This window comes from Paenibacillus sp. MY03, from assembly GCF_002165585.1.
Taxonomy (GTDB): Bacteria; Bacillota; Bacilli; order Paenibacillales; family Paenibacillaceae; genus Pristimantibacillus; species Pristimantibacillus agaridevorans.
The window spans coordinates 194927-213248 of sequence record NZ_MXQD01000002.1; the positions used below are offsets into that span (position 1 = coordinate 194927).

16 protein-coding genes are annotated in these 18322 nt (G+C 53.7%); 7 read left to right on the forward strand and 9 right to left on the reverse strand.

The annotated features are described in order from the left end of the window. The first annotated feature begins 78 nt into the window (after window positions 1-78). The 6 genes from larE (at window position 79) to B1748_RS02470 (ending at window position 6133) form a co-directional block, all read left to right on the forward strand. Entirely contained in the window at window positions 79-894 is an 816-nt protein-coding gene (gene larE, locus B1748_RS02445) for an ATP-dependent sacrificial sulfur transferase LarE (protein ID WP_087566279.1), read from the forward strand. Further along, the gene (gene larB, locus B1748_RS02450; protein WP_087566280.1) at window positions 894-1574 is read left to right on the forward strand and encodes a nickel pincer cofactor biosynthesis protein LarB; all 681 of its coding nucleotides are present in this window, start codon (window positions 894-896) and stop codon (window positions 1572-1574) included. The genes larE and larB overlap by 1 nt, the downstream gene beginning before the upstream one ends. Further along, window positions 1571-3106, forward strand: coding sequence for a nickel pincer cofactor biosynthesis protein LarC (gene larC, locus B1748_RS02455; protein WP_087566281.1), 1536 nt, complete (start codon window positions 1571-1573; stop codon window positions 3104-3106). The genes larB and larC overlap by 4 nt, the downstream gene beginning before the upstream one ends. A 15-nt stretch (window positions 3107-3121) precedes the next feature. Then, entirely contained in the window at window positions 3122-4372 is a 1251-nt protein-coding gene (locus B1748_RS02460) for a glucuronate isomerase (protein ID WP_087566282.1), read from the forward strand. A 190-nt stretch (window positions 4373-4562) separates the two neighbouring features. Next, window positions 4563-5744 carry a MalY/PatB family protein gene (locus B1748_RS02465; protein WP_087566283.1) on the forward strand — a complete coding sequence of 394 codons (1182 nt, stop codon included), beginning with the start codon at window positions 4563-4565 and terminating at the stop codon, window positions 5742-5744. Between the two features lie 14 nt (window positions 5745-5758). Further along, window positions 5759-6133 (forward strand): MmcQ/YjbR family DNA-binding protein, encoded by a 375-nt coding sequence (locus tag B1748_RS02470; protein ID WP_256975488.1) that lies wholly within the window; start codon window positions 5759-5761, stop codon window positions 6131-6133. A gap of 107 nt (window positions 6134-6240) precedes the next feature. On the opposite strand, the gene B1748_RS02475 is transcribed toward B1748_RS02470, so the two are convergent. The 5 genes from B1748_RS02475 to B1748_RS02495 form a co-directional block, all read right to left on the reverse strand. Beyond that, a complete protein-coding gene (locus B1748_RS02475) occupies window positions 6241-8388 on the reverse strand; it encodes an ABC transporter transmembrane domain-containing protein (protein ID WP_087566284.1) in 2148 nt (715 codons plus the stop codon). 73 nt (window positions 8389-8461) lie between these two features. Then, a complete protein-coding gene (locus B1748_RS02480) occupies window positions 8462-12388 on the reverse strand; it encodes an endo-1,4-beta-xylanase (protein WP_087566285.1) in 3927 nt (1308 codons plus the stop codon). Window positions 12389-12578: 190 nt separating this feature from the next. Beyond that, window positions 12579-13394, reverse strand: a complete 816-nt coding sequence (locus B1748_RS02485) for an SPL family radical SAM protein (protein WP_087566286.1) — start codon at window positions 13392-13394, stop codon at window positions 12579-12581. Beyond that, window positions 13391-13972, reverse strand: a complete 582-nt coding sequence (locus B1748_RS02490) for a methylated-DNA--[protein]-cysteine S-methyltransferase (protein WP_373271244.1) — start codon at window positions 13970-13972, stop codon at window positions 13391-13393. Before B1748_RS02490 ends, B1748_RS02485 begins: the two co-directional genes overlap by 4 nt. Beyond that, window positions 13956-14558 carry a bifunctional transcriptional activator/DNA repair enzyme AdaA gene (locus B1748_RS02495; RefSeq protein WP_087566288.1) on the reverse strand — a complete coding sequence of 201 codons (603 nt, stop codon included), beginning with the start codon at window positions 14556-14558 and terminating at the stop codon, window positions 13956-13958. Before B1748_RS02495 ends, B1748_RS02490 begins: the two co-directional genes overlap by 17 nt. Before the next feature lie 294 nt (window positions 14559-14852). Between B1748_RS02495 and B1748_RS02500 the strand changes: the two genes are divergently transcribed. After that, window positions 14853-15638 (forward strand): excinuclease ABC subunit UvrA, encoded by a 786-nt coding sequence (locus tag B1748_RS02500; protein WP_087566289.1) that lies wholly within the window; start codon window positions 14853-14855, stop codon window positions 15636-15638. A gap of 89 nt (window positions 15639-15727) precedes the next feature. Here B1748_RS02500 and B1748_RS36695 read toward each other — a convergent pair whose 3' ends face one another. The 4 genes from B1748_RS36695 to B1748_RS02520 form a co-directional block, all read right to left on the reverse strand. After that, entirely contained in the window at window positions 15728-16033 is a 306-nt protein-coding gene (locus tag B1748_RS36695) for a calponin homology domain-containing protein (RefSeq protein ID WP_179215335.1), read from the reverse strand. 109 nt (window positions 16034-16142) lie between these two features. Then, window positions 16143-17171: a hypothetical protein gene (locus B1748_RS02510; RefSeq protein WP_087566290.1), complete on the reverse strand. Its 1029-nt coding sequence runs from the start codon at window positions 17169-17171 to the stop codon at window positions 16143-16145. Continuing rightward, window positions 17164-17667, reverse strand: coding sequence for an RNA polymerase sigma factor (locus B1748_RS02515; protein ID WP_087566291.1), 504 nt, complete (start codon window positions 17665-17667; stop codon window positions 17164-17166). The genes B1748_RS02510 and B1748_RS02515 overlap by 8 nt, the downstream gene beginning before the upstream one ends. Window positions 17668-17811: 144 nt before the next feature. Next, window positions 17812-18322: lipid II flippase family protein (locus B1748_RS02520; RefSeq protein WP_143810225.1), on the reverse strand; the 511-nt coding region annotated here is incomplete at its 5' end.

Consider the following 18322-nt stretch of genomic DNA (forward strand, 5'->3'; position numbering starts at 1 on the left):
GCGGAGTAACTTTCGACTCTGTAAGCCGAAAAAAATCGGCTTGCGGCACAACAAGCAGCACAATGAAGGAGGGGCGTTATGGCTCAGGAAAAGGTTGAGAGACTTCAAGAGATTTTGCGCGAAATGGGCTCTGTTGTCGTCGCCTTCTCGGGAGGCGTGGACAGCACGTACCTCCTTTATGCGGCGCTGGAGACGTTGGGTAAGGATAAGGTGTTGGCGGTAACCGCGGATTCCGAGACGTATCCGGCCGAAGAGCTGGAGGCTGCGAAGACGCTGGCGCTTCAGATGGGCGCCCATCATGCCGTCATCGAGACCTCGGAGCTTAACATTCCCGGCTACAAGGAAAACAACGGCAATCGCTGCTACTTCTGCAAAAGAAGCCTGTTCGAGCATTTGGAGCCGTTTGTTCAGGATGGCCGCTATCGCCATATCGTCTACGGTTTGATCGCCGACGATATGAGCGAGCATCGCCCGGGCGTACAGGCGGCGAAGGAGAAAGGCGTGCGGGGACCGTTGCAAGAGGCTGGATTAGGCAAGGAAGAAATTCGCGAGCTGTCCATGCGCGCGGAGCTGTCGACTTGGGATAAGCCGTCTTTCGCCTGCTTGTCCTCCCGTATCGCTTATGGCGAAGAGATCACGATCGAAAAGTTGAACAAGGTCGGCTCTGCGGAGCGTTTCATCCGATCGCTTGGCATCCGCCAGGTGAGGGTAAGAGTGCACGGCGATCTTGCGCGCATCGAGGTTGAGCCCTCAGCTATGGTCGAGCTGGTCGGTCACGCGTCCGTTATTTCCGACGAGCTTAAGAAGCTCGGCTTTCTGTACGTATCGATGGACATGGGCGGTTACAAGAGCGGCAGCATGAACAAAGCGCTGAAGCTGGAAGGAGCCGTCTAATGTCCGGATACGAGGAGATGGATTTTTGTAAGCTGGACGTGGACAGGGAGGAGCGTACGGGCTTCCCTGAGGTCATCTTCGGACTTGGCAAAACGCCGGAGCAAGCAGAAGCGATCTTCGGCCGTATCGCCGAGGTTCATGGCCGGGCTCTCGTAACGAGGGCTTCGGCGGAAATGGCGGAGCGAATTCAGGCCGCGTACCCGGGAGCCGTCTACGATCCGGTGTCGCGGCTTATTCGTTTGGACGGCGAACCGAAGCGGCTGCCCGGAACCGTGGCGGTTCTGACCGGGGGAACATCCGATATTCCCGTAGCAGAGGAAGCGGCCTGCACGGCGGAATGGATGGGCTGCCAAGTGGACCGCATCTATGACGTAGGCGTCGCAGGAATCCATCGTCTGCTGGCTCAGATGGATCGCATTCGCGCCGCATCCGTCGTCATCGCTGTTGCGGGGATGGAAGGTGCGCTCGCCAGCGTTGCGGGCGGACTCGTGCGGCGTCCCGTCATCGCGGTGCCGACCTCGGTGGGATACGGGGCGAATCTGCAGGGCGTAACGACGATGCTGGCGATGTTGACCTCCTGCGCGTCAGGCGTCACGGTGGTCAACATTGACAACGGGTTTGGCGCCGCTTACCAGGCGGCTGTTATTTTGCAATTGGTTGCGGAGGCGAGCGAAAAATGAAGACGTTATACCTGGACTGCGTCTCCGGCATCGCCGGCGACATGACGTTGTCTGCGCTAGTCGATCTGGGGGCGGACGCGGCCTATATTAGCGAGCAATTGCGTACGCTGCCCATCGACGAATTTACCATGGCGTTCGTGCCGGTTATTCGCAAAGGCATCTCAGCCAAGTGGCTCGACCTTCGTTTTGAAGAGAGCCAGGATGGCCACGGCCATTCGCATTCACACGAGCACGGCCATGACCACGGCCATTCACATTCTCACGGTCACAGCCACGCCCATGACCACGGCCACTCGCACTCACACGAGCATAGTCACTCTCATGACCACGGTCACTTGCACTCTCACGAGCACGCCCATGACCACGGCCATTCGCACTCCCATGATCACGGCCATGACCATGATCACGGCCACTCGCATTCACACGAGCACGGCCACCACCATGGTCACAACCATTCGCACTCACACGATCATAGTCACAGCCATGACCACGGCCATTCGCACTCACACGAGCACGGCCATGACCATAGCCATACTCATGATCATCATCACGACCACGAGCATCGCAAAGCCTCGGACATCTTGGCGATGATCCGGAATTCCGCGCTGCCGGCGCGGGTCAAGGCGCGATGCCTTGCCATCTTCGAAGTTATCGCGGAAGCAGAAGCGAAGATCCACGGGATGAGTCCGGCGGATGTGCATTTCCATGAGGTCGGCGCGATGGATTCCATCGTGGACATCATTGGCGTATGTCTGGCGCTGGAGAATCTAGGCATCGACCGGATCGTGGTATCGCCGGTGCCTGTAGGTCATGGCCGTATTCGAATCGCGCACGGCGTTTATCCAATTCCAGCCCCGGCGACGGCGGAGATAATGACCGGCGTGCCGATCTCGGCGTTTACGGCGCAAGGCGAGTTGACTACGCCAACTGGGGCCGGCATCGTCAAAGCGCTGGCGTCTTCGTTCGGACCGACTCCTGCCGGCGTGGTCGAACGGATCGGGTACGGCGCGGGAACAAAGGACATGGATCATCCCAACGTCGTGCGTGCCGTTCTTTACCGCGAAGAGAACGCTGCCCAGTCGGAGCGGATCCTCGTCCTGGAGACGCAGGTCGACGACATGACGGGAGAACGGCTCGGTTATACGATGGAGAGGCTGTTCGGCGCCGGAGCGCTTGATGTTTATTACACGCCGGTATTTATGAAGAAGAATAGGCCCGGCGTTCTGCTGACCGTCCTATGCCATACGCGGGACAAAGCTGCCTGCGAAGATATTCTGCTTCTGGAAACGTCGACGTTCGGCGTGCGGAGCTACGAAGCGGACAGACGTATCCTGGACAGAAGCTGGGTAGAGGCGGAGACCCGTTACGGCATGATCAAAGTAAAGCAAGCGCATGACGGCGAGCGGCTAGTCAAGTCTTCGCCGGAGTACGAGGACGCGGCCAAGGCCGCGCGGAAATACGGCGTCTCGCTGGAGGAAGTGTACCAGGAAGTGTTCCAATCGCTTCTGTTCCGCGACAAGCAAGGAGAATAGGGGAGGATCCAACCGATGAACGAAGAGATTCGGCAATTAAGAGAGAGAACGGTACATCTGGCCAACACGCTGCCCGTCACCGACATGCACACCCATCTGTACGCGCCCGAGTACGGGGAACTGCTGCTATGGGGCGTGGACGAGCTGCTTGTATACCATTATTTGGTGTCGGAATCGTTCCGCAGAACGGACCAGCCTTACGACGAATTCTGGTCCTTATCCAAGAAGGAGCAGGCCGATCTGATCTGGCAGCGGCTGTTCGTCGATCATTCGCCGGTGAGCGAGGCGGCAAGCGGATTTATTACGATGCTTAATCGCCTTGGCATCGACGTATCGTCGAGGAATCTGGACGATTACCGCGAGGCTTTCGCGAAGCGCAGCGTGAACGAGCAGGTAGACGCCGTGATGGAGATCGCCAAAGTTGAGCGAATCGTCATGACCAACGATCCGTTCGATCCGCTGGAACGTCCCGTTTGGGAAGCCGGCAACGGCAAAAAGGATCCTCGTTTCTACGCCGCCCTGCGCGTCGATTCCTTGCTCAATAATTGGCCGTTCGCGGTCCAAGAGCTGAACAAACAAGGCTACCTGGTGGAAGAGGCATGGACCGAAGGGACCAAAAACGAGGTGCGCCGCTTTCTCAAAGAATGGATTATCCGCATGGACGCGTTGTATCTGGCCGTTTCCATGCCTGGCGACTTCGCGTATCCGGCCGAACATCATCGCACGTCCATGATCGACGAAGTGATGATTCCGGTCTGTCAGGAGCAAGGCATTCCGTTCGCGCTTATGATCGGCGTGCGCCGGGCGTCCAATCCAGGACTTAAGCTTGCCGGCGACATGAGCATGAAGTCCGATGTGTCCGCGATGGAGGCGCTGTGCCGGAAATATCCGGAGCAGAAGTTCATCGTGACCATGCTGGCCCGCGAGAATCAGCATGAGCTTGCGGTGCTTGCCCGCAAATTCCGCAATCTGATGATTTTCGGCTGCTGGTGGTTCCTGAATACGGACTCCATCGTGGAAGAGATGACGCGCTTCCGGATCGAATTGCTGGGAACGACGATGATCCCGATTCACTCCGACTGTCGCGTGTTCGAGCAGCTTATCTACAAGTGGGAATATTCCCGCAAGATCGTGGGCGAAGTGCTTGCGGACAAGTATGTCAAGCTGCTGGAAAGCGGCTGGCGCGTGGCCGACGAGGAGATCAAACGCGATCTGGAAGATATGTATCATCGCAACTTTTGGCGTTTCCTCGGTCGCGAAGCTTAACATCGATCCAAGCTCCCATTCCGCCGCAACGGCGGAGCGGGAGCTTTTCTGCTGGATGGAGTTATACGGATCCAAGGAGCCGAAATTACATATTGCTGTTGCTTAGCAAGGACGGAATCGGTAAAATGATGACAAACAATAGGCGGCGCGAGGAGACTCGCGCCCGTACGCTGCAGAAGAGGTGAAACGCGTGACTGTAAATTTTGACGAATTGCTGGACCGCCGGAATACAAGATCCTACAAGTGGGACCAATCCGAAAATATGTTTGGCGACAAAGATATACTTCCTCTATGGGTAGCGGACATGGACTTTCCGAGTCCTCCCGCCGTGCAAGCGGTGCTTAAGCGCCGTGCGGAGTTAGCCGCTTACGGCTATGCGATCCGGACGGACGATTATGCGGAGTCCATCGTGGGCTGGTTCAAACGCCGCCATGGCTGGGATATCGATCCGGCCTGGCTCGGGGATGCGCCAAGCGTCGTTACTTCTCTAAGCCTTTGCGTCGAACAATTCTCAGAGCCCGGAGGTCAGGTAGTGCTGCAATCGCCGGTCTATTATCCGTTCTACGACGTCATCGAGAGCAATGGCCGCAAGGTCGCCAAGAACCCGCTGATTCTCAAAGACGGTCGATATGAGATGGATTACGAGCATCTGGAATCGTTGTTCCAGGGCGGAGCCAAGCTGCTGCTGCTGTGCAGTCCGCATAATCCCGGCGGACGGGTATGGGAGCGGAGCGAGCTGCTGCGGCTGGGAGAGCTGTGCTTGCGTTACGGCGTCATCGTCGTATCGGACGAAATCCATTGCGACTTGACGTTCCCGGGGCATGTCCATACGCCGTTCGCGACGTTGTCTCCGGAGATTGCCGACATTACGATTACGACGTTGTCCGTCACGAAGACGTTTAATTTGCCCGGCCTTGTAACTTCCTTTATGGTGGTTTCCAATAAGGCGCTCAAAGCCAAGCTTGACAAGCGGATCCATACGCTGTCTCTCCATATGGCCAGCCATTTCGCGCAGGATGCGGTCGTAGCTGCCTATAATGAGAGCGAGCAATGGCTGGACGACATGTTCGCTTATGTGGAAGGCAATCTCGCTTACGCGCTTCAATACTTGCAGCAACATCTGCCTTCGGTAAAGCCGATGAAGCCGGACGGCACCTACCTGATATGGGTGGATTGCAGGGAATTGGGACTCGATAAAGCGGGTCTCAAGGATTTGATGTATAAGCGCGCCAAGGTCGTCTTCAACGAAGGTTCTGTATTCGGCAGCGAAGGCGAAGGCTGGCTGAGGATCAACCTGGCTTGCCCGAGGTTTATTCTCGAGAAGGCTCTCCGTCAATTCGCGGAGGCGGCAAACGGTCTGGAATCCCGGTAAAGGCGGCGATAAACGTGGAGCAGCAGGCAGGAGGCATGAAGACGGAGGAAGGTCGGGTTATGCTGGAACGGGTTCGGACGGTATGCGCGGAATTTCCCGAATCGGCCGAGCTTGTCGACGGCCATGGACACACGGTCTATAAGGTGAAGAGCAAGTCGTTCATTATGATGCGGGATGGCATTATGCATATCAAGTCTACGCCGGAGAACGCAGAGATCTTGCTTCAAGACGCGAGATTCTTTCGGACTCCTTACATCGGCCAGCATGGCTGGATCAGTATCAATCATCCCGAGGAATGGGAAATGATCGCCGATCTCTTGGAAGAGGCTTACCTGCTGGCCGCGCCTAAGGGACTCGCGAAGGCGTGGCTTCAATCCAAACGAGGCTAGTTAGTGCTAGTGCTAGTGCTAGTGCTAGTGCTAGTGCTAGTGCTAGTGCATCCATTTGCAACCATAAAAGCCTCCCAAGTCGCGTCATAGCGGCTTGGGAGGCTTTTTCACGATCGCTCCAACAGCGATTGCTCCAGTACGGAACGGATCTGCGGGTACCTGGCGGTAATGCCCAGGAACGATTCCCGGTTCATCGACAGCACGGTTCCGGATGCCGAAGCCCTGACGGTCGCCGTGCGCGGAATGTCCCGCAGCAGCGCGATCTCGCCGAAATGGTCGCCGTCTTGCAGCACGGCAACGGTGATCTCGCCTTGCCCTTCGATCTCCTTGCGTACCTCGAACCGGCCACGCACGATAATGTAGAATTTGTCGCCTTCCTCGCCTTCGGTGACGACATCGTCTCCTGCCTTGAAGGTTTCGGTCGCGAAATGGGCGGCGATCTCCTCCAGCGCGTCCGATTCCAGACCTGAGAAGAAAGCAAGCTTGGACAAACGCTCTCCCTGCACGGCGGCATGTCTGCCGTCTTCGGAGAGGCGGAAGCCATGCTGCTTGTCCCATAATCCCCGATAGACGCCGCCGCGCTCCATCAGCTCGGGATGCGAACCGGATTCGACGACGACACCTTGGTCGAAGACGAAGATCAGATCCGCTTGTGCGGCGGAATCCAGCCTATGCGTTACGGATACGAGAGTATGAGCGCCGCGAAGCTCAAGCAGCAGCTTGTTAATATCCGCCTCCGTCGCGGGATCAAGCGCGGACGTCACCTCATCGAGCAGGAGCAGCCTCGGTTTGCGGAGGAGCGCCCGCGCGATGGCAAGCCGTTGGCGTTCGCCGCCCGACAAAGTGCCTCCCTCGTGATGCACCTTCGTATCGTAGCCATCCGGCCAACGTTCGATAACGGCGTGAATTTTTGCTTTCTCCGCCGCTACGCGCAGTTCTTCATCGGTCAGGCCGCTCTGGTCGAGCACGAGATTGTCGCGAATGGTGGTGTTGAACAAGAAGGTTTCCTGCGTAACCAGTGTGACGTACCGTCTTAAGGAAACTTCGCTGATGGTACGGAGGTCGTGGTTATCGGCCATCACGGCGCCCTCGCGAGGATCGTAGAAGCGGGCCAGGAGCTGCAGCGCCGTGCTTTTGCCGGAGCCGCTGGAGCCCACGAAGGCAACGTAGCTGCCGGAAGGAATGGCCAGGCTTACATTCCGCAGCTGCGTCGTCGTATCGGAATAACCAAACGTCACCTGGGTTAACCGGAACGTTCCGACTTCCTGCTGAAGCGTTTTGGCGTTGCCGGCCTCCGGCACGGTCGGCTCTACCTCCAGCACCTCTCCCACTCGCCGGAAGCTGACGCCGGAATCGATAAAATCAGGAATGAGATACGACAGATTGGCTCCTCCTTGCGCAACGGTCAGCGAAAGGGTGAAGAAAGCCATAAAGTCTCCGATGCTCATCATTTCCCGGAAAATAAGATACCCTCCAAGGCCAATCAAACCGCCGTTTGTCAGCAGCATGATGGCGAGTGGAATCCTCTCCATCAGCGAACTTGTCATATGCAGTCGGAATCCTAGAGTAAACAGTCCTTTAATGTCGCTGCCGCCGCGAGTCGTAAATCGTTCCTGCTGATGCAAGCCCTTGATCGTCCGATGACCCTTGATCATCTCGTCAACCGTATTGGAGAAACCGGCTTGCGCATCGCGGTAGGCGATCGTTGCGGCTTCCGCCCGCTTCTGCAACAGCTTGGGAGCGAGCATCATAAGCAGGGAGGCGGCGAGAAGCGCGAGCGCCAGTCTCCACTCCAGCAGGAAAAGAGCCGTCAAGCCGAGAACGACCGAGAACGACTCCTTCAGCAGCGAAGGACTTGTCAATCGGACGAGGCCTTCAATCGAGGACATGTCCGACGAAAAACGTGTCGTCAGGTCGCCGATTCGATATTGCTGAAAGAAGGGCAACGATTGCTTTTGCAGATGCGAGAACAGCTTCGCTCGAAGGGTCCGGATCGTATTGCCGCTAAGAATGCCGAGCGAATAGTCGCCCAGCAAATTCGCGAGCACGCTGATTGTGCCTCCGATCAGCAAAATGCCCAGGATAAGGAGGAATACCTCCATATTTCGCGGAATCAACGCTTCGTCCATAATAAATTTCAAGCTGTACGGTGCTGCTACCGCATAGGCCACTTCCAGTACAAGGGCCAACAGGAACAGCACCGTCCAAAGCTTATGCTTCCATAATTGCGATAGAATCATTGTGGTCAACTGCAACGGGACACCGCCTCTCAAGTAACTCTAGCGTACTTCACAAGAGGGCGGTCTGTAAATATGCCAAGTGCCGATCTTACAACTGCCAGAGTCGATAGAGAATGACGGCGGCTTCGGCTCGAGTGAGCAGGTCTCTTGGCGCCAGGCTGCCGTTTTTGCCTACAATGATACCGAGGTCTGCGAGCGACTCTACGCTCTCTCTCGCATACCCGGCAATTTCTCCCGCATCGCCAAACGTCTCTAATGTAGATTCCGCTGAAGCCGCTGCCTCGATGCCGACTGCTTTCAGTGCGCGCATCGTCATCACCATTACGTCTTGGCGAGTGATTGGGCCGTCCGGGTTGAACCGGCGGTCTCCAACGCCTGCTGCAATCCCTTGTTGCTTCGCGATTAGCAGCTCCTCGTAATAATAAGCGTCCGAAGGGACATCTTCGAACATTTCCGCCTCGTAGTCCGCTTGTTGCAGCTCCAGCGCTCGCACCAGCAGAGCGACGAAGTCGGCTCTCGAGATAGAGGCTTTAGGCGAGAAGAAGTTATCGCCAACCCCTCTCACGATATCGCGTGCAGCCATTGCATGTATTGCGGTTTCGGCCCATTTCACGCCCGACAAATCCCGGAAAGCAGGGCTGGCATAAGCAACCGCGTAGGTGCTGAAATGTGTCGTCCGGAACACGACGGCGCCTGCGCTTTGGTCGTAAATGCTGTTTTTGACCGGAGTCGGCGTACCCGATCCATCTATATGCCAGACCACGATTCCTTCCGGGTGCAGAATCTCCTCTGCCGCTGGGGTATAAGGAACAACTACTGTAACAGGTGCATCCGGGTTATTCCATGAGATGATACGGTCGCCGTCCAGCACTTGCAGCTCGATGACGGGACGGTCTCCGATCAGCGTCTGAACAGCAGAGTCCAGCTCTGTCGCAGCCGTGTCCGATATTCGAATGGATATTTCGGCGGATAAGCCGTCCGTGCCGGACAACATGTCGCTCGGAACATAGATCATGTTGCTGCCCATCTTCACTGCGAGCACGAAGGATTCTTTGCCCCGCAGACTTTCCGTCGGCAATACAATTTCGTAAGACGACGCGTTCGCCTGCGCCGGCAGCTCAATCCAAATCTGTTTGGCTCCTCCGTCGCCGGAGTCCGCCAGCTTCAGTGCATCCTTTAAGTTGTCGCCAGTTACCAAGGCGGTCGAACGGCCGTTCCTGAAAGTTGTTCGAGGCTGGATGGTGACGACGCCCTCCTTGCTGATCACAGCACCGGAATTGGGGAGAACAATTACGCCGTTCCCGTTGCCGTTGCCGTTCCCGGAGCCTGGGCCGAGAAGGGCAAGCACCCCGTAGACAGAGGTGTCCTGATAACCTTGGCCTGTCATATCGTTCCATGTCGCGACGCTTTGACGGGAGCCGTTTTTGCCGTCGTTGATTTGCACGTCGAAACCAAGCTTCGAACCGATGTCCGGGGTGACCGACGTCAGCGGTATCCGCAATTCCACCGTATAGTTCGTTCCGTTAATCGCGGTTGTGGAATGGAAACCTTCAGCGATGGAGGGCGGATTAAATGACGTTTCATTGTCATAATTGACCCGGTATTGTCCGTCATCGTTCTGATAGGAGGGAGTTTTCCCGTTGTTCTGATCCAGGAATATTTCGACGGAGTCTTGTTCGTAGGCGTTCGGACTGCTCTTGTCGAGTTCGGCATTGTTGACCTGGAACAGCACGTACAGATATTCGTTGTCCCATAGCGCCTTGACCGTGCCATGGGCGCCTTGCCACGCCATCTGATATTGATTGACGGGAATGTCGGCCGTCGTGCTCCAGATCCCGTCGATAACGCCGTCTACGACAGGCGTTCCGTAACGGGCCGTCGTTTCCTTGGCCGTGACTTCTACGGGAGGATTTTGTTCGATAAACTGATCAGGATCGATAACTCCGTAATAAGCGGGCTTGGCTTGCAGCTCCCTGTCAAAGAGGAGCGGGTTATTGTCCGATCTCCAGCTGGAAGCGTCGTTAAGCCCCCAGAACGTCACGCGGGCGATGTGATCGGCATATTTCTTGTAGATGTTCATGAGCTGCGCGTACAAATAGCCTTGCGCCTTCGCCTGCGCATCGGACAAAGTGGCATTATCGCCGGCCGTAATGTCGATCTCCGTAATGCTGACCTCTACGCCAAGCGCGATAAAACGCTCCAGAGAAGCTTCCACGTTGTCAGGCTTCGTATTGAGATTGTAATGGGCCTGCATGCCGATTCCGTCGATGAGCAGCTCGCCGTCATGCGTCTCCGCGTATTTATCGTTAAGCTCTTTCACCATATTGGCGATGGCGGTAGACTTGTTCGCGTTGTCGTCGTTGTAGTCGTTGTAATAGAGCTTGATATCCCAACCATTGTCCAGAATGACTTCCTTGGCGATCAGAAAAGCCTGCTCGACATAGTCGTCGCCGATGGCCGCTTTCCACGGGGAGTTGCGCAGCGAAGCCCGCCAGTCGGACGGATTGGGGGGATTATCGCTCATGGCTTCGTTGACAACATCCCAGGAGATGACCTTGTCCCCGAAGTGCTCCACGACCGTCTCGATATGCGTCCGCAGATTGGCCAGCGCAGACTCCCGGCTGAGCGGCGTATTATCCTCCGCGGTGCTTAACCATAACGGCATCTGCTGATGCCAGACAAGGACGTGGCCATGCAGCAGGAACCCGTTTGCTTCGATCTTCGCGATCAGGGCATCTTCCGCGGCGAAGTCGAACTGCCTGCTCTCATTGTAGGCGTAGTCCGGCTTCATCGCATTTTCCGCCGTTACGACGTTATGATGCCGCTTTAGCAGATCCAGGCGGTTGCCTTCGAACTCGGCGTCTCCAATCGCGTTGCCGATCAGGAAGTAGTCCTCATAGGTTTCCTTGATCGGAGTCAAATTCTGAATCGGCTTCGGCGCCGCCACGGGACCGATATAGGAGAGGACGAAGTCATCCATATAGAAAGCAACGGGTGCCGCGGGCTTTTGAGCCGTCTCCACATAGGCCTTTAATACGCTCGGAGTAGTGGCGACTGTAAAGGAACCGGACAGTTGAACCCAGGCTCCGTCCGTTGCGGCCACGTTGGGGGAGACGTTTGTATACGTGCTGTCGCCGCTCTGTACGCTAAGCCGAAGCGAGGTCGGCGGCTCTCCGGGAGCCATCTTGACCCACGCCGAGAGCTGGTACTGATGTCCTTTGTGCATCTTGCCCATCACATCCAGAATAGGGCCGTTGTATTGAGACGACACGTTTACCAGCAGACTGCCTTCTCCGCCGGTGGTATGATTGTCTGCATCGGAGACTGCGATACTTTCGCCAGGACTGCCGCTTCTGATGGCCCAGTTGCCGGAACCGTTCTCGAAGTCGGCCGTCAAGCCGGTTTGATCGAGGTCGCCGCCGCCTGGCGCGGTATCCGGCGTCACGTCTTTGATCAACACCTCGTCGATGTAGATATCCGCCGTAGAGACGGAATCACTGGCGGATTCTACCCAAATACGGAATTCCGCAGTGTTTGCCGGAACCTCGTAGTTTCGGATCGAAAAGGTCGTCCATTCCGCGGAAGATACCGTTTGATTGCCGATGATCCAGGGGTATTTGTTTTCCAGAAGCGGTGAATCGACTTTGGAGGCGACATGGAACGTATCGCTGCCGGAGCCGGATCGTACTTTGAGGGAGAGGTCGTAGGTTTTGCCGGAGATCATAAGAGCCGTTAGATTAAGACTGGGACTGTTGTCGCGCGTTTCACGGCCGCTAAAGAGCAGGGAATGAGTGCCTTCCGAAGCTTGTTCCGTGGAGATGGAGACAGAGCCGGGACCGCCCCAGACGGATGCCCAGCCGCCGGTCTGTCCATCTTCGAAGCTTTGGGACAATACGATGTTGTCCGGTGCCGAATCTGCGCCCTCGGCCATCGCATTGCCGGCAGACCAGCTTGCCGGCAGCAGCAACAGCATGGCCAGCGCGACCGCAATGACCTTAGTAAGCGATTTTCTCATTGCTTGTTTTCCCCCTTGCGCATTGTGGTAGAAGCTTCGGCGAAATGCCGCAAGGCAAGGCAGCCCCTGCCAAGCTTCCCGACTTTCATTATATCGCGGGGGTTGTAAGCGTTTGCTTAAGAAACTATAGAACATACTGAACATATTAAACATCTGTCAGCCCGTTCCCCGATTCGCCGCGGCGGGCGAATTAGGGGAGAAAGCCGGCCTGGCTTACAAGGACGGCATCCGGCGGAAATACTCGCCGCAATTGCTCCAGCAAGGCGCGATAGGCGGAAGGCGTATACCATTCCTGCAATTGAAGCTCATCGTACAGTTTATCGATGCCGAGTCGCTTCGTTCGTTTGCCGCCGCTGCCATCGCCCATAAAGTAATCGTCGACGCATACACGGTCCACGATCGCGCGCAGAGTCTCGGCGAATCCTTCGCTGCACGGCAGCAGGGGAGCTATAGCCGCCTGCGTGGGAACTCCTGCTTCGGCTAACTCGCGCAGCGCCCGCAGCCTGGCAGCGATCGGAGGAGCGGAAGGAGTAAACGCCTTGCGAATGTCTTCGCGATCCGTCTCTATCGTCATGCTGACCCGAACACCTTTGCCAAGTTTAAGCAGCAGATCGATATCGCGCGTTACGAGCGGGCTGCGGGTTTGCACCAGCAGGAAGTCGGGAGGAAGCTGAGTCATCGCCTCCAGCAGCGAACGCGTCACGGTCTCCCGCGCTTCCGCCGGCTGATAAGGATCCGTGCTTGAAGACATAAAGATCGTAACAGGTCCTTTGGTTTTGGCCCTCGCGAGCTCTTTGCGAAGCACATTTGCCGCGCCTTGCTTGACATCCACCCACGAGCCCCACTCCTCTCCCCGGAACAAGGAGACGGGCATGCCGCGCACATAACAGTAGGAGCAGGCGAACGAACAGCCGGAATAGGGATTCAAGGAGTGGCTGTAGCCCTCCAGAAATCCCGTTCCTTTGTTCAGCAGCGTCTTTGGTTCCTTGCGGACGATTTTCGTCATCGGGATGAGCCCGTCGCAAGATGAACGCCTGTACGGGAAGGAACTTCCCTGTCTTCAAGCTCCAGGTCCAGCAGCAGCTTCTTCATCGGCAATCCGCCGCGATAGCCCGCAAGCGACCCGTTTTTGCCAATGACGCGATGGCAGGGCACAAAGACGAGTACCGGATTGGCGCCGATCGCGCTTCCTGCCGCACGAACGGCGGAAGGGCTGTCGATCGCCTTCGCGATATCGGCGTAGCTTCGGGTCTCGCCGAACGGGATGTCCAGAAGCGCCTTCCATACCCGAAGCTGGAACGGAGTGCCGCGCAGGTCCAGCTTCCCATCGAACAGCGATCTGCTCCCGCCCGCGTATTCCGCAAGCTCGCTGCCATAGCGCTTCATTCGCTCGTCATCCCGAATCCATTCTATGCGGCCGAATCGACGCGTACACCGCTCCGCCATCTCGTCGAACGTTTCGCCTAGCGCCCCCGCGTAACAAAGCCCCCGTTCGGTCTCCGCGATATGCATATGGCTGTCTCCGAATGCAATGACAGACCAATAAAGACGGCTTCCTCCAGCTTGCTTATTCATGATTAGCATCCTCCTTGCGCTGTAATAACCGAAATTGGGCGGGCGTGCACCCTGTAATCTTCTTGAACAACGTAATAAAATAAGGGGCGTTCGGCAATCCGACCCGCGCGCCGATCTCGGCGACGGCGACGCCGCTCTCCGCAAGCATCTCCTTTGCCCGCCGTATGCGGAATTCCTGAATGTAAGAGACGGGCGTAACGCCCGTCACTCGCTTGAAAATCCGGTGCAGGTGATACGGACTGCCATGGCCGATCTCGGCCAGCTTCTCCAGCGTTAATGGCTCCATGTACCGCTCACGGATATAGTCCGTTATCGTCAATATCCATTCCTCGTCGGGGAGACGCACGCCTGTTGGCTTGCATCGTTTGCACGGTCTGTACCCTGCGCTTCGGGCGGCATCCGGCGAACGGAAAACGGAGACGTTTTCCCGAAGGGGCGGCTTGGATTTGCAGGAGGGGCGGCAGAAGATGCCCGTCGTCCGTACCGCGTACCAGAACGCTCCGTCGCTTGCGCCATCGTTGCCGACGATGGCTCCCCATTCCGCCTCCGAAGGGCGATCTCCCTTTTTGCGGGGAGTGATTTCGTCTCTGTTCATTTGCCATCACCTCTGCTATAAGTATAACCGCCGAGGACGAAGCGCGCGCGTACATTCTATTGGAAAAGCAAGATTTCGAATAGTCGTTTAACTATTGAGAGCTGCCAGTACAAATCAAAATAAGTGTGGTCACATTATCGTCGAACTGCGCAACAAACACCATGACTCTCGATAAAAAGATTCATTAAGCTAAAGGGCAGCATCAGCTCTCTTTTGTTCATGATAAAAAAGGGAAAATGGACGTCGGTGTGGAATCAGAACTTAACATCGGAATAATTAATGGAGCGTGAGCCTATGTATCGCACACAGATTCCAGATAAACCATTCAACTCCAAACGACCGGGCACCCTCGTTGGTATCTTGTTGGCCGTATCGGAGTATCTAGGTGCATTATACGGAAAAATTGCGGAGACAAGGAGTGCATGCTCTTATGGTCGTTGCTCCGAGTGTGGAGGAAACGTTGGATCAGCCGAGATCGACCCCAGTCGCATGATCGCTCCCGAGCTGTCACTCAAGAATGGCGCCGTCCTCTTGTGGGCTGGAACGGATTGCGCGCCAGTTCCAAGGATCAGGCAGTTGGCGGCAATGCTTGGAATCGATTATCTGAAACCACTGGACGAGCAAGATCCGGGGTTTATCCCCATCCTTCTATATGGGTACGACAAAGAACCCGTTTCGTTTGTCCATAACAAGAAACCGCATACGGACTATTACCGCGGCTGCGTACACGATCTTCAATACATGATCGATGCGCGCACGACGAGTAAAGGCAATCTGAGGATGATTTCTTACTTCTCCAAAAGATCGGATTGTCCGGCGTGCCAAGGAACAGGCATGAGCAACACCGTCACTGATATCCGTCTCGCTGGTCAGAGGCTGTCAGAGGCTGAAAAGCTGCCGATACCGGAAATGCGTTCCTTTATCCTGGGTCTGTCGCAATTGATAGACGCGAACGAGCACGACATTGTAAGCCCTATAATAAGCCAACTTGAACCAATGCTTATTTACTTGAACAAAATTGGAATCAGGACGCTCAATCCAACCACCGCACAAGAAATAGTTCAGACCGTCATTTCCTAAGTCGCCTAGCGATGATCGTTCGCGTCTTCGATAGCCCCTTGAAGACAAATTTTTGAAGGTGCCTAGTTACGCTAACGAAAAACGATAGTTCAATTGACCGCCTTATGAGAGAGGCGGTTTTTTTCCTCTCTGTCGCAATATGGATCCTCTGGGTCCTTTAGCTTAATGAAATAAAGAGCAGCTGCCGCTCCGGCAAACTGCTCCTGGATCATGAAATGACGATTACAATTTCTTTTTAAGAAAAATTGTTTAATATTTTCTGGATATTCATCATTGACCGCAAAAACTTCGTAGCCTCTACGTTTATAAAAATCCGGCGATTGATACGAAAATGTGCAAGTATGAGCCAATATACAACCTAGTTCTTTTCCGAGCCTTTCAGCTTCGGCTATCATGACTTTTGTCTAATATTATCAATCCGAAAGCCGGTATTCATGGAACCCTCCCTTTATTTCATCTTTTTAAGATTACTGTAACAGTTAAGAAGACTCTAATCGATGTAATTTATCTTTTAAACTGTATTTCCTTATCAAAAAAGACGATGGATACGATTTCCTTGTCATTGATCACATTTTCAAATGTTTTAACCGTAAATAATTGAGTGCCATTCTCCGTCAAATGCAATCCGTTAAACAGGTTTGTCGTTTCCAACGTACCGTCCTGGTACTTTATCGTGATCGGATAATTATCCAAGTGTTGGTTAACGCCAATTTCCTTTAATGAACCAGCAGCTTCGTTAATCTCATTCATTGAACTGCTTTCAATCTTTAATGAAATCGAAATCGGTGAGACGGAGATCGTTTTTAGCACCGCTCCATAACCAAACATGGCAATGTTTTTGTTGACTTCATAAGGAGTAGAGTACTCCTTGAAATCCAGCTTAAAATCTGTTTCCCAAACGTCTGGTATGACCGTTGTAAAAATGCCAGGAAACGGACCTGCCGCTTGTAGATCTTTGAGTTGGAAATGAACGTTTTGACCAGCTATGGAGTTTTTCGTTAGGATGCTCATAGCCAAACTAATTTTATTGTCACTGCGGTTGCCATCGTCAAGCACTTTAAAGCCTACGCTCTTATAGTCCTGGTTTGTTGTAATGTCGTAATTTAAAAAGCGGTACCGTGCCGCGTCTAATACCGTACCTTCAGGTGCAGTAAAGTCCATTAAGATATAGGTCAGATTACTATCGCCAATCACTTGTTTAATATTAATCGTCCCATTCTTATTTTTTACGTGTTTATCAACCACATAAGCGCCATATGACAAGTATTCTGCTTGCTCTTGATTTACCGGATTTAGAAATTTCATAAACACATCATCTAATTTCATATATGCCGCTGCAAAGGCGGTTGTGGCTAAACAAACCATCAATACAGCAACCAATAAAGCGGGTCTTAAACGTTTCGAAAGAGTATATCCCCTATTTCTTTTATTTCCAACCCTACTTTGCACTAAAAGGTTATGGAACATCTCTTCTTTTTTTTCGGTATTTGGCGTAAGAGCTTCGAAAAGTCGATTAATATTATTGTTACTCAAGGCACTTCCCTCCCAAGTCAATTTTGAGGCGTCTACGACCTCTGAATAGTTGTGTTTGAATCGTGCTTTCTTTGTATCCCAACATCTCAGAGATCTCTTTTACGGTGTATTCCTCGAAATAGTACAGATATAAAACGGTTTTGTATTTTTCGGGAAGTGAAAGTAGTCTTGCAAGCACGTTTCCCGATGGTTCATCCCCATCCCAAGAAGAAACCTCAGGTAAAACGTCTAAAGCAACTCGACGGGTTTTCCACCAATTTTTTAGAACATCTTTACAGTAATTTCTGGTGGTTACGGTCAACCACGCTTTTTCATGCTCGCGGTCATTGAAAACCATTTGATATTTGATAAGCTTTAGAAATACAGATTGAACAGCATCTTCTGCATCAACGGGATTCTTCAAATAGATATAGCATAGCCTGTAGACTCGATCTACATGCCGTTGATATAGTTCAGCCAATTCCTTATCCGTACGCAATAAAGAATTGTTCTCCATTTTTTCGCCTCCTGCATATAACACGATCGGGGACTCGAAATAATCCCATTATCGTTAACTATTTTACAGTACGCAGAGAAGCGGAGTAATCATAAAGAAAAGCCCAAACAATATGCTCGATTGGGCTTTGTAATGCAATCCTAATCAAAGAACAGATACAATCCATTTTATCCAGTAAGCAGCCGGTACCAGTAATACCTGTGCAAAAACAGTTCCTAATAATCGGGAAATCATTAATAAACCAAAAACCTTATTAAGTGTAGCGACCTTTTTTTCTCCTTTAAGGACTTTATCTGTCATTAAACCAACTTGCGGATCAATAAGTATGGTAAGTAAAATGGTCGCCATTCCATTGATTAGACCAGATGCTTGTGAGGCGGTAATCGAGTATTCTGTCGTTAAAGTCGAAGCCAGTAGAGCAGCTAACACACCGATTGTGTAAATGGCTGTCACCAGACAATTAAGAACCACTAGCCTTTTGGGAATACCTCCAACCCTCAATCGCGACAGCATCGATAACTTTGGGGATCGCAAATGATATCGTGCATGATTTATCTTTTGAAAGGAAACAGAAGAACGGACCATTTGAGGTATGGATCCTGCAACTTCTAAATGAGAGATTACCCTCGAAGATAGAAAAACCGCGGATGGAAAC

What these genes read in the sequence shown, in the direction of transcription:
- larE (WP_087566279.1), top strand. Translation starts at nt 79, where the DNA reads ATGGCTCAGGAAAAGGTTGAGAGACTTCAAGAGATTTTGCGCGAAATG.
- B1748_RS02500 (WP_087566289.1), top strand. Translation starts at nt 14,853, where the DNA reads ATGTATCGCACACAGATTCCAGATAAACCATTCAACTCCAAACGACCG.
- B1748_RS02460 (WP_087566282.1), top strand. Translation starts at nt 3,122, where the DNA reads ATGAACGAAGAGATTCGGCAATTAAGAGAGAGAACGGTACATCTGGCC.
- B1748_RS36695 (WP_179215335.1), bottom strand. Translation starts at nt 16,033, where the DNA reads ATGATAGCCGAAGCTGAAAGGCTCGGAAAAGAACTAGGTTGTATATTG.
- larC (WP_087566281.1), top strand. Translation starts at nt 1,571, where the DNA reads ATGAAGACGTTATACCTGGACTGCGTCTCCGGCATCGCCGGCGACATG.
- B1748_RS02515 (WP_087566291.1), bottom strand. Translation starts at nt 17,667, where the DNA reads ATGGAGAACAATTCTTTATTGCGTACGGATAAGGAATTGGCTGAACTA.
- B1748_RS02485 (WP_087566286.1), bottom strand. Translation starts at nt 13,394, where the DNA reads ATGACGAAAATCGTCCGCAAGGAACCAAAGACGCTGCTGAACAAAGGA.
- B1748_RS02480 (WP_087566285.1), bottom strand. Translation starts at nt 12,388, where the DNA reads ATGAGAAAATCGCTTACTAAGGTCATTGCGGTCGCGCTGGCCATGCTG.
- B1748_RS02490 (WP_373271244.1), bottom strand. Translation starts at nt 13,972, where the DNA reads ATGCTAATCATGAATAAGCAAGCTGGAGGAAGCCGTCTTTATTGGTCT.
- larB (WP_087566280.1), top strand. Translation starts at nt 894, where the DNA reads ATGTCCGGATACGAGGAGATGGATTTTTGTAAGCTGGACGTGGACAGG.
- B1748_RS02495 (WP_087566288.1), bottom strand. Translation starts at nt 14,558, where the DNA reads ATGAACAGAGACGAAATCACTCCCCGCAAAAAGGGAGATCGCCCTTCG.